Source organism: Sphingopyxis fribergensis (assembly GCF_000803645.1).
In the GTDB taxonomy this organism is placed as follows: domain Bacteria; phylum Pseudomonadota; class Alphaproteobacteria; order Sphingomonadales; family Sphingomonadaceae; genus Sphingopyxis; species Sphingopyxis fribergensis.
Window position 1 is genome coordinate 1,652,677 of record NZ_CP009122.1, and the last position, 11,647, is coordinate 1,664,323.

Consider the following 11,647-nt stretch of genomic DNA (forward strand, 5'->3'; position numbering starts at 1 on the left):
CCGCTGAAGCGGTTCAATGGTCTGGCTATCATGGCTGATCGCGGGATTTGTCGGTCATCAAATTTGATGTAAGCTACATGCATGGTTAGGATATGCCCGCTATGCGTCTGACACGATACACCGACTATGCCATGCGCGTGCTGCTCTATCTTGCTCAGCGGCCCGACCGATTGTGCTCGATCGCCGAAGTCTCAAGCGCTTATGCCGTCTCCAACAACCATCTGATGAAAGTCGTGAATGACCTGGTCAACGCGGGGTATCTGGAAAGCGTACGTGGACGGTATGGCGGGATCAGGCTAGCTCGACCCGCCTCCGAGATCAATGTTGGTACGGTGGTGCGGCATACTGAGGATGATTTCGAACTCGCGGGTTGCGGGGCGTGCATCATTGCGCCCGCATGCGGCCTCACGAGTATCCTCGACGAAGCTCTTTCGGCTTTTCTCGCGACGCTCGACCGCTATTCGCTCGCCGACGTTCTCGCGCGAAAGGGCGACTTTTCCTATCTGCTTCATCCCGTGAAATAACATTCGCGCGCAGTCTACGACTGGTCGGCTGCCAATCCGGCCGAGGCGGAGCTGATCCCCGACATCGCCCTGATGCAGGATGCTTTGGCAAGGCTCTCTCAGGGCGCAGCCAAGGTCGGTACGTCGATCGCGATAGAGCTTATGCGGATAGGATATCCCTTACGCCTGCCATAATAGGTCTGCTCGTTGACCGCGATCCGCCGATTCCGTTGGCCTCGTCGTGAATGGCTGTAGATCAATCGCCCGAGCGAGTGCCATCCGACACGCCATACAATGTTCTCAAAACATGGATTACTCGTTCGGACCGCTCCTGGACCACGGCTGCGTCAATTGACTGATTTGTCCATAGCATATGTGACTGGTCGGATCCCGCACACAGAGCGATGGTAAGCGACGCAGCTTGCGAGGGACAACCAAGCCGAACCACCCCAACCGATTTTTGACGTGCGTAGAATGCCGTCAGCGCGCTCTCCATATCGCGTACCAACCGTTGGTAAACCATATCGCCGACGGAAACATGCCCGAGCACTGATCCGACCAACCGCCTCAAAATGAGCGTCTCACTGCTTATCATTCGCTCGATGATCGCCTCGGCAAACCGATGAAGGACTTCGAACGGCTTCTCATCTTCTTTCAGAATGGCGATTACGCGGTCGTGATATCCCAGTGTCTCCCGATCGATGACAGCTGAGAACAATTCTTCTTTCGACTTGAAATGGCTCCAGATAACGCTCTTCGACCCACCCACATCAGCGGCAATGCCCGACATGGTCGTGTTGAAGTAACCGAAATCAAAGAATTGCTTGCGCGCCGCTGCGAGTATTTTGTCGCGTTGCATAACGCGGTGCGCCTCAACGGCTTCAACTGACCGGATGGGCATCAGATGACTCCGCACTCTCGACGGCCTCCCAGCCGCCGCCGAGCGCCTTGTAAAGCGCGGCCAGTTGCTGCAATCGCGCGGCTTGTGCCTGCACATGCAGGCGATCGGCGGCGCTGAACGCAATCTGCGCCTGCAACAAGGCCGTCAGATCCTCTTCGCCCGCTTTGTAACGTCGCCGGGCAAGCTCCACCGCCTCGGCCGCAGCGGCGCGCGCCGCGGCGCGTTCGACGCCGACGAAGCCCGCCGAGGCATAGCGGTTGATGCTCGTCTCGCTGTCGACGAGCGCGTTGAGGACTGCGCGTTCGTAGCGCGCGGTCGCGGCGTCGGACCGCGCATCAGCGGCGCGGATCTGCGCGCGGATGCGGCCGCCCGAAAAGATCGGCCAGCGGAGCGACGGGCCGACCTGAAAGCGCAAGCTGCTGCTCGAAACCAGATCCCCCGGCTCCTGCGCCTGCAGCCCGATGCCGCCAATCAGCGAGAAGCGCGGGAAGAGTTCGGCCGTTGCTACACCGACATCGGCGGTCGCCGCGGCAAGGTCGCGTTCGGCGACGCGGATGTCCGGCCGACGGCGAAGGAGGTCGGAGCGCAGACCTGCGGTAACGGCAAAGTTCGCTTCGGGCATCGGTGCGACCTGACGAAGCCGCGCATATAGCGCCTCGGGCGGCTGCCCGACGAGTAGCGCGAGACGAAACGCAGCGGCAGCCTCATCGCTTTCATAAGCCGGAATCACGGCCGCCGTCGACCGGGCCTGCGTTTCGGCGCGAAGATATTCGGCGCGGGACGCGGCGCCGACGCGCAGCCGGTCGACGACCAATCGCGCGATGTCACCCTGCGCGCCGGCATCAAGGATCGCATTGGCACGCAGCGTTTGCGCAGTGCGCAGGTCGACATATGAGCGAACAACTTCGGCGATCACCTGAATGACGGCGCCACGCCGCGCTTCCTCGGCCGCTTGCGCGCGGGCCTCGCTGCTTTCGATTGCGCGGCGTGTGCTACCCCACAGATCGATTTCCCAAGAAGAATCGAAACCGACGTCATAGATCGACAGATTGCGACCGAGGCCGGGGACTTTGCCAATCGGCAGCTGGCCATTTTCGCTGAGCTGGTTTTCGGTCGCGGTTGCCGAAATGCCGACTTGCGGCAGTTCGCGGCCATGGACGGCGTCGCGGTTGGCACGCGCCTCGCGCAGCCGGGCGCTTGCTTCGTCGATATCCTTGTTACCCGCAATCGCCGCCTCGACGAGTTCCGTGAGCAGCGGATCGTTGAATTTCCGCCACCAGGTGCCATCGACATCTTCGCTGCTGACTGTGCCGACCCATTCTTGGCCAACCGCGACTTCGGGTCGCTGATAGTCCGGGCCGACGGTGGTGCAGCCCGCAAGACCGGCCGCAAGAAGCGCCGTCAAAATGACTTTGGTGTGCGACGTCTGTCTCATGGTACGGCCTCTGCTGGAACGGATTTCTGCTTGCCATGCGCCTTGGTGAGAAAGATTTTGAACGCGACGATGCACGGCGCGCCAAAGACGAAGAGCAAAGCGACGAGATTGAAAGCGGTATCGAAAGCTATGATCGTTCCCTGTCCACCGACAGCGCGGCCGACCATCGCGGTCGCGGTCTTCGCCGCAGCGCCCGCCTCGACCCCGCGCGATATGAGCAGATTGGTCGTCGCGGCGATCCGCTCGGCAAGCGCGGGCGACCCAGCGGTGATGGCCGCGCCGAGGATCGCCTGATTATGAACAAGGCCATGGTCGATCGACGTCTGGAGCGCAGCGACGCCCATGAGTCCGCCGAGTTGACGCCCGATGTTGAAGATGGCGATGCCGAAGGCAACGCTCGCGGCAGGCAATTTGCTAAAGGCGATCAGCGTGATAGACAGAAAAAGAAAGCCGAGGCCGAAGCCGCGGAGCAAGATGGCAGGCAGCATGTCGTCCGCCCCGCTCTGGCCGTTCGAACCCGAAAGCATCCACATCGCGATCATGATCGACAAGATGCCTAGCGGCACCGTTGCGACCGGCGCCAGTCCCCGCGCTTGGATCAACCAGGCCGCGAGCATCAATGTGGCGAGAAAACAGGCGCCGCTGGGCAGGAGCAGTTCGCCCGCCTCGGTCGGGGTCAAGCCGAGCACCGACACCGCGAAAGCGGTGATCACATATCCGCTACCGAACAGCGCCGCGCCGGCGACGAAACTGACGAAAAAGGCAAACGCGAAATCGTCGGTCTTGAAGGTCGACAGGTCGAATAATCGAGCAGCCCCCGCGTGATATTGCCGAACGGCGAGTAATATGAGCCCAGCCGCAACGGCTGCAGTCATCCAGCCGATCCGGCTGGCCTCGAACCAGTCCCATCGGCTTCCCTGGGTCAGCACATAGGTCGCGCAAAAAAGTGCCGCTCCGAACGCAAGCAACCCCGCCCAGTCGAGGCGGCGCGGCGGCGCGGGTCGCGCGGGCGTCGGATCGGCGATGAGCAGCAACCCCGCAGCGCCCAGGGAAAGCGGCAGGATTGCGAAGAAAATCCAGGTCCAGTCATGGTTGTCGACCAGCCATCCCTCAAGCAGAGGTGCCGCAGTTGCCGGGGCGACGACCGAGCCCATCGCAAACATCGCCTGCAGGATCGGCTGCCGCGCGGCGGGAAAGTTCCAGAAGAGGATCGCCTGCCCGCTGATCAGCAAAGTCGCTCCGGCGAGCCCCTGAACCATCCGCAGGACGATCAATGTATCAAGGTGCGCCGTCGCGGCGGCGCATGTGCACGCTGCGCCCATCACCAGCGTTGCGATCAAAAGCAATTGCCGCGGATCTATCCGCGTCAGAAGCCAGGGCGCGAGCGCAAAGCCAATGAACTTGAACGCCGTATATCCGACATCGAGCCACGCGAATTCGTCGGGCGTCACAGAGGTGTCGCCGATGATGTCGGCGCGGCCGAGCGACAGCAATGTGCCCGCGAGCGCTTCGGTCAGGCTCGCGAGTATGATGCCGGTGACGAGAAGCCAGCCGGTTGCGCCCTTTGAAGGCGCCGCCGCCGCCGGAGCAGCGACGGCGGTCATGACCGGGCGCCGCGCTCGACTTCGACCCGAGCCGACAGGCCGGGGACCAGCCGTCCGGGAAGGGGGTTGCGCTGAATCCGAATCTTGACCGGGACGCGCTGCACAACGCGGACGAAATTGCCCGTCGCATTGTCGGCAGGAATCAAGGCAAAGGCCGACCCGCTGCCGGGCGCGAGGCTGTCGACGACACCCTTGATCACAACGTCGGGATAACCGTCGACGCGGATCTGGGCGCCTTGCCCGGGGCGGATATGTTCGAGCTGCGTTTCCTTGAAGTTCGCGACGACGTACAAATCTGCCACCGGCACAATGTCGAGCAGCGACGCGCCCGGCGTGACGAGCCGGCCGACGCGAACCTGCCGATTGCCGACGACGCCGGCAACGGGCGCGCGCACCACGGTATTTTCCAGATCGATACGCGCGAGATCGCGCGCGGCGACCGCCTGCGCGAGCGCCGCGACGGCCGCTTCGCGCTGGGTCCCGAGAAGCTCGACGCGCTGCCGCTGGGCATCGATTGCAGCAGTCGAAACCGAGACTCCGGCTTCGGCGCGCGCGCGCGCGGTCTCGCTTTCGTCGACTTGCGCCTGACTGACCGCACCGCCGTCGATCAATTCGTTGCGGCGATTACTCGTCTTGCGCGCCAGCCCCAGGTCGGCGACCGCCGCACCGCGCTGCGCCGCTGCCTGACGGATCAGGATATGCTGCAATCGGATATCCTCGCCGCTGTTCGCAAGTCGCGCTTCAGCTGCCTTCACATTTGCTTCGGCCTGCGCGAGCTTCGCACGATAATCGCGGTCGTCGATACGGAACAATATGTCCCCCGCGCGTACCGCCTGATTATCCTTCACCGCGACCGCCACGACATAGCCGCCGACTTTCGGAGCCATCGAGGTGACGTCAGCGCGTACATAGGCGTTGTCGGTTTCCGCAGCATCGCTGCCGCCCCAGACCGCTGCGCCGAGCGCGACGATTATGGCCGTCACACACAGGAGAACGCCGATTTTTTTCTTTTTGCTCGCGCTGGCCATCAGAATCTCCGGTAATATGTGTTACCATTGACCCATACGGTAATATACATTACCGGTCAATGGTGGCGGGCTTTGGAAGGATATGCAGGTGAGCGAAACGGCGAATGAGGGCCGCCTTAAAGTCAGGCGCGAAGAGCTTCTGAGCGCCGCGGCCACTATCTTTTTCGAACAAGGATACGCCGCAACGCGCATCGACGACATCATCGAACGAACGGGCGGTTCGAAGCGAAATATCTACAGCGAGTTCGGCAACAAGGAGGGGCTGTTCGCCGCGATCATTTCCGAACAGGCCAGCCGCGCTTTGTCGGCACTTACGATCGACAATGTGGCGGGTCAAAGTCTTGAGGAGATCCTGCTCGACTTCGGCCACCGGCTGATCGATATCTATATGTCGCCCGCATTGCTGGGGGTCTACCGCATCGCGATTACCGAATTCGCCCGCTTTCCCGAACTCGTCCGGCGCTTCTACGCTCTTGGCCCGGGACGCGCAGCCGCCACGCTCGCCGATGTACTGGAAGCGGCGAAGGCTCGCGGCGACATTCGCGTCGATGACTGCATCATGGCGGGTGATCATTTCGTCGGAATGATCCGTGGCAACATGCATCTTCACGTCATGCTGGGCCTCCGCGAACCGCCCGATGCACGCGAGCGTCGCCAATTTGTCGCTTCCGTCGTCGAACTTTTTCTGAATGGCATGCGTTTTGGCGAGCCCGCACGCACGTAGAGGTTTGCGTGTGTTTCCGTTCACCGCGTTGTTTGTCCTATTTTCAACGATCCACATCACGTCTGCCTCTCGATAAGGAGAGCATCCAAGGCGCCTTGGCCGGCCGCGTAAGCCAACGGCGCTGAAGCGACTTTTCCGAGATAATGCTCTGAATGGGGAAGTCGCAGCAAGCACCGGCCGGTGCCAAACGGACTGCACCATCTATGATATGCCATCGCTAATCGAAACCAGCGGCTTGTCGCTTCGCATCACACCAAGGTGCAGGGGCGGCAATACAAAGGTCCGCCTCAATGAGGATTACGGGCTGGTTGTGCGCGGCGAACGCCGACCACATTCTCATCGCGGTTCCTGAGAGCCGCAGCGATGCAGGACAGCAAGGACTGAGAAATGCAACCCAGTGCATCGCCCGTTCCGGGCCTTAACGATCAGGCGGCTTGCAAGCAGGGTCGAGGATCAACTGATAATACGCCGACAGCCGCGCGCCGTGCCGATGGCTTTTTCATTGCGGCGCGTGTAGTCGATCTGCTCAAGCCCGCGACGAAGCAGATGGTCGCTCGGCCGACGGACCCGTTAAGCATTGCGCTGAGTTATGAAATTCTGCGCAATGGAATAGGGGTCCTTGCACTGGCATTCCCGATCGTCATGCTGGTGGGGGGCGGACTCGACCATATCCAGGGCTCACTCAGCGCCTATTATCATTTCAATCCTTCGGCTCCGACCCAATATGGCGCCGGGACGATGCGCGATGCGTTCGTGGGTATGCTTTGCGCAATCGGCGCCTTTCTGTTCTTTTATCGCGGCCACTCCCTTCGGGAGGATATTGCCCTTAATTGCGCGGGCATCGCGGCTGTCCTTGTGGCTTTCATACCGACGGACTGGCCGACGGTCGCTGGAGCCTCGACGACCATCAAGGGAACGATCCATTGGGTGTCGGCAACGATCTTTTTCGTCATGATCGGGTATGTCTGCATTTTCCGCGCCCGCGATACGCTTTTTCTTACACATGACGCAGGGCGCAGAATAGCATTTCATCGCATATATCTATGCTTCGGAACGCTGATGCTCGTGACCCCCGCCGCTGCCGCAATTTCGTTTAAGCAAAGCGGCCATGGGACGCTGACCATCGAGATTTGCGGAATTTTTGTGTTTTCCGCATTCTGGTTGGTCAAGGGTTATGAGATCAGATCGTCGTTCGGCATGACGTTGGATGCGGCTTTCGGGGAGGCACCCTAGCAATGACCAATTCCTTGGCCGATTTGCGACGTCCGCTGTAAGTCGTAAATCTGAAATAGCTGACATTGGACGGTCTACTGCGGCGATGAGCGAACAGACCAGCCTTCGCCATTCAGTACCAAGGCCGCGCGCCGGGCGGTTCGTGGCGGACGATCTCTGGGCGCTCGATTCGAACAGTCAATAGCTCTTAGCCGCCGCCCAAATTGTGCGATCGGGTGAAAGCAAGATTCTGGACAGCGACGGACGTGCTCTCTACCCCATCCACGCAAGCTGCTGGAGAGTCGTGAAAAATTGTCGGAAGCAATCGCGCAGGGCCATCAGCGTGGAGACTCGTTGGAGAAGGTTTTTCTCGACGAACGTCCGCGCCTGCTTGCTTTTCTGCGACGGATCGGTGCAGCGGAGGACGCGGAGGATCTGCTTCAGGATGCCTGGATACGAATCCGGTCGTTAGACCGGCCGGTCCCTGCCGAAGCATTATCCTATCTCTATCGCATGCTGCATAATCTGATGATCGACCGCCGCCGCGCGTCACGCAGCGCCGTTCGCCGCGACGCCCAATGGGCGGACGTGTCCGGCGGCGGTGCCGATCGCTGCGTCCAGCCCGACAGCGAGCGCCGCGTGCTTGCAATCGATGAGGTCCGCGCCATCCACGAAGCGATCGATTTGCTTGGCGAACCCGCGGCAAGCATCTTTCGCCGCCATCGCCTGCACGGACAGACGCAACGCACGATCGCCGACGAACTCGATATGGGGCTCAGTACGGTCGAAAAGCATTTGCGCCGTGCCTATGCCGCGCTTCTGGAATTTCGGAAGGCGAATAACGATGGCTGAGACCGCGCCAAGAAAAACCTTCGAAACCTTGCGCGATGAAGCGCTCGGCTGGATTATCCGGCTACGCGAAGGCGACGCCACCGACTGGCAGGCGTTCGAGCAATGGATGGCGGGGGATCCGCGAGCCGCCGACATTTACTGGGATCTCGCGGCGGACGATGCGGATGTGGCCGACGCGTTGTTGCAGGACCGGCCAATCGTCCCGACTGCGGCGCAGCCGGCGCGCACAGCGAAAGCGATGTGGCTGGGCGGCGGCGTCCTCGCTCTAGCGGCATCGCTCCTTCTTTTGCTGTTTCTGCCGGGGCCGACGGTCACCTATTCCGTCGAGACGGCGCCCGGCCAAACCCGCAGTATCCCGCTGAGCGATGGAAGCGAGATATTGCTCAACGGCGGCTCGAAAATCCAGCTCGACCGGGAAAATCCGCGCCGGGCCCGTCTCGCCGATGGCGAAGGGCGCTTTACGATCGCGCACGACGAAACCCGGCCCTTTATCGTCGAAGTGGGCGAGGCGTCCCTGACCGACCTCGGCACCGTCTTTTCGGTGACGCGGCAAGGCGGCGAGCTTCGCGTCGCCGTGGCCGAAGGCGCGGTCCGTTATAGTCGCGGCGGCATCAGCCGCGATCTCGCCGCGGGCGATACGCTTCGGATAGGCCGCGATGGCAGGCTGGTCGCGGGCGAGATCGAGCCCGCCGATGTTGCGGCCTGGGCCGATGGGCGGTTGGCTTATGGCAGCGTCGACGTCGCAGCGGTCGCTGCCGACCTTTCGCGCGCCACCGGACTGGATGTGTCGGCCGACCCGGCCGTCGCGCGGCGTCCGTTCAGTGGCGGCTTCGCACTTGGGAAACGCGACGCCGAGACGGTACGCCGTGCGGCAAGCCTGATGGGATTGCGTATTCGCGCGAAGGGCAAGGGCTGGATATTGGAGGCGCCCGCTTCGGGTCTGGAATGAGGGTCGGCGCCGCTATGCTGTTGCTGGCGGCGCCTGTTGCCGCGCGGGCCGCCGACGATGCGGCGCAGATCGACGTGCCAGCGGGCCCCCTCGGCAAAGCCGTCGCCACGCTGTCGCGGCAGGCGCGCATCGACGTCGGCGTCGACGACCCGGCGCTGCACCGCATTGCGACGCCCCCCATTCGCGGAACAATGAGTGCGGAAGCCGCACTCGACAAGCTGTTGCGCGGTACGCCGGCGACCTGGCGGAGCGGGCGTAACGGGCTGTTCCATGTCGTGCGGCGACCGCGCGCCGTTGCAGTGCCGTTCTTCGCCGCGCGGCCGAAGCGTACGGAAAATCCCGTCGCCATGACCCCGCCGATCGAGATCGTCGTCACCGCATCGAAGCGCGACGCGCCGCTGGCCGATTGCCCGGCGACCGTCGCGATCCTGTCTGGCACCAATCTGGGAGCCGCCGGCACGGTTCCTGACAGTGAAGCTATCGCGGGTGGTTTGCCGGGCGTGGGATCGACGCATCTGGGACCGGGCCGCAATCAACTGTTCGTGCGGGGCATCATCGATTCGACCTTCGCCGGCCCCGGCGAGGCGACCACCGCCCAATATCTCGACCACGCCCGGATCAATCATAATGGTCCCGACCCGGACCTTCGTCTTTATGATGTCGCGTCGGTCGAGGTGCTCGAAGGGCCGCAGGGAACCCTTTATGGTGCGGGCGCGCTCGGCGGGTTGATCCGCATCATGACCAATCGACCGGCGCTTGATCGCACCGAGGCGCGCGCCAGCGCCGGCTTTACGCATCTCGCGCACGGCGATCCGGGCGGTGACGCGGCAGCGACGCTCAATCTTCCGCTGGTCGACGGAAAGGCAGCGGTGCGCGTCGTGGGCTACGCAGTTCGGGAGGGGGGGTATATCGACAATCCGCTGCTCGGAATTTCCAACATAAACGGCGTCTCGGTCCGTGGCGGACGCGCTGCGCTGCGGGTTGTGTCGGCGGGCTGGACGGTCGATCTTGGCGGGGTCGTGCAGTCGATCCGCGCAGACGACAGCCAATGGACCGATCGTGATGGCCCCGGACTGACCCGGTCAAGCCGGGCGCGCGAGGACTATGACGCCCATTTTCGTCAGGCGAGTGCTGCTGTCTCACGCGATCTGGGCGGCATCCAACTGGTTTCGAGTTTTGCCGCAGTGAGCCGTTCGATGGTCCAGCGATACGATAATGGCGCGACCGCACCGCCCTTTGCCGTGACCGAACGCGATCGCTCCAGAATGATCGGTGGCGAGACGCGCCTTTCGCGGCAGGCGGACGATGGCGTCGGCTGGGTCGCCGGCCTCAGCCTCTTCGACTCCACCAGCTTGAGCCACCGCGCAAATGGCGCGGGTCTCAGCCTTGCAGAATTGCGGCAGCGAGCGGTCAATAAATCGCGCGAATGGACGCTTTTTGGCGAAGGCAGCTTCCGTCTCGCCCCCCGGTTGATCGCTACGGCGGGTTTGCGCATCAGTCAGGTGCGGCTGCAAGGCGTCGCTTGGGCAAAGGAAAGTCTGAGCGCGCTGCCGGGAAATGGCCGGCCGGTCGTGGTCGAGTTGGATCGCCGCGATCTGCGGGGACTTCCCAGTCTTGCGTTATCGCTGCGTCCGTCGAAACATCTGCTGCTGTTCGCACGATATCAGGAGGGCTTTCGGCCGGGCGGTGTCGGCGTGACCGGTCTGCAACCCGAAATCCATCGCGGCGACCGGTTGCGATCTTGGGAGATCGGCCAGCGCCTGACCCTGCCGGGAGGCAAGGTGGAGATCCGTGCAGCGGCATCTTATGCGACTTGGGAGGGCATATTGGCTCAAGTCGTCTCGCAATCGGGCGATCTGATGACGCTGAATATCGGCGACGGCGACATCGCCGCGATCGAGGCAAGTGCGGATTGGCGTCCTGCCGCCGGGTGGAATGTGCGCGGCGGGCTCTTTCTGAGCCGCAGCCGCCTGACCCGATCCGATATCGGGACGATCGCGCTAAAAGGCGGGCGCCTGCCGAATGTTCCGAATATGGGTCTTCAGGGCAGCATCGCCCGCGAATGGGCGCTGTCCAACGGTCTTCGCGCCAATCTGGTTGCGGATATCCGATATTTCGGCGGATCGCGCATCGGGAGCGGCCCGCTGCTCGATGCGGCGCAGGGCGATTATGTCGATGACCGTATCCTCCTGCGCATCGCGGACGCCCGGCACGGGCTCAGCCTTCAAATCACCAACCTGACGGATAGCAGCGCCAATCGTTTTGCGCTCGGCACGCCTTACCGCATTTATCACCCGCAGGCGTCGCCGCAACGACCGCGCACGATCCGCGTCGGCTTCGACGCCGCTTTTTGATCGAACCCCAGGATTTTTTCCCGCGCGGCGTAAGGTGTCCCTAAAGCGACATCGTTCTGTCATCATCGGGCTCGATCGTTTCATC

General features: G+C 62.5%; 10 protein-coding genes. 6 read left to right on the top strand and 4 right to left on the bottom strand.

What is annotated here, in order from left to right; all coding sequences use genetic code 11:
• Nucleotides 1-101 precede the first annotated feature (101 nt).
• Complete coding sequence (locus SKP52_RS07780) at nt 102-524, top strand: Rrf2 family transcriptional regulator (RefSeq protein ID WP_039573608.1); 423 nt, start codon at nt 102-104, stop codon at nt 522-524.
• A 235-nt stretch (nt 525-759) separates the two neighbouring features.
• Here the strand turns inward: SKP52_RS07780 and SKP52_RS24530 are convergent, their stop codons facing one another.
• Genes SKP52_RS24530 through SKP52_RS07800 form a run of 4 tightly spaced genes read right to left on the bottom strand, consistent with a single transcriptional unit; the run spans nt 760 to nt 5,471 of the window.
• Nucleotides 760-1,362 carry a TetR/AcrR family transcriptional regulator gene (locus SKP52_RS24530; protein ID WP_228383860.1) on the bottom strand — a complete coding sequence of 201 codons (603 nt, stop codon included), beginning with the start codon at nt 1,360-1,362 and terminating at the stop codon, nt 760-762.
• Nucleotides 1,363-1,384: 22 nt separating this feature from the next.
• Entirely contained in the window at nt 1,385-2,839 is a 1,455-nt protein-coding gene (locus SKP52_RS07790; RefSeq protein ID WP_039573610.1) for an efflux transporter outer membrane subunit, read from the bottom strand.
• A complete protein-coding gene (locus SKP52_RS07795; RefSeq protein WP_039573612.1) occupies nt 2,836-4,443 on the bottom strand; it encodes an MFS transporter in 1,608 nt (535 codons plus the stop codon). Before SKP52_RS07795 ends, SKP52_RS07790 begins: the two co-directional genes overlap by 4 nt.
• Nucleotides 4,440-5,471, bottom strand: coding sequence for an HlyD family secretion protein (locus SKP52_RS07800; RefSeq protein ID WP_039573615.1), 1,032 nt, complete (start codon nt 5,469-5,471; stop codon nt 4,440-4,442). Before SKP52_RS07800 ends, SKP52_RS07795 begins: the two co-directional genes overlap by 4 nt.
• A gap of 88 nt (nt 5,472-5,559) precedes the next feature.
• Here SKP52_RS07800 and SKP52_RS07805 point away from each other — a divergent pair, with 88 nt between their 5' ends.
• From SKP52_RS07805 to SKP52_RS07825, 5 genes are all read left to right on the top strand, one after another.
• On the top strand, nt 5,560-6,195 hold the full coding sequence (locus SKP52_RS07805) for a TetR/AcrR family transcriptional regulator (RefSeq protein ID WP_039580243.1): 636 nt from the start codon (nt 5,560-5,562) through the stop codon (nt 6,193-6,195).
• A 387-nt stretch (nt 6,196-6,582) separates the two neighbouring features.
• Nucleotides 6,583-7,428: a hypothetical protein gene (locus tag SKP52_RS24535; protein ID WP_052207955.1), complete on the top strand. Its 846-nt coding sequence runs from the start codon at nt 6,583-6,585 to the stop codon at nt 7,426-7,428.
• A gap of 333 nt (nt 7,429-7,761) precedes the next feature.
• On the top strand, nt 7,762-8,259 hold the full coding sequence (locus tag SKP52_RS07815; protein WP_039573618.1) for an RNA polymerase sigma factor: 498 nt from the start codon (nt 7,762-7,764) through the stop codon (nt 8,257-8,259).
• Complete coding sequence (locus tag SKP52_RS07820) at nt 8,252-9,208, top strand: FecR family protein (RefSeq protein WP_052207957.1); 957 nt, start codon at nt 8,252-8,254, stop codon at nt 9,206-9,208. Before SKP52_RS07815 ends, SKP52_RS07820 begins: the two co-directional genes overlap by 8 nt.
• A complete protein-coding gene (locus SKP52_RS07825; protein WP_039573620.1) occupies nt 9,205-11,562 on the top strand; it encodes a TonB-dependent receptor in 2,358 nt (785 codons plus the stop codon). The genes SKP52_RS07820 and SKP52_RS07825 overlap by 4 nt, the downstream gene beginning before the upstream one ends.
• The last annotated feature ends 85 nt before the right edge of the window (nt 11,563-11,647 follow it).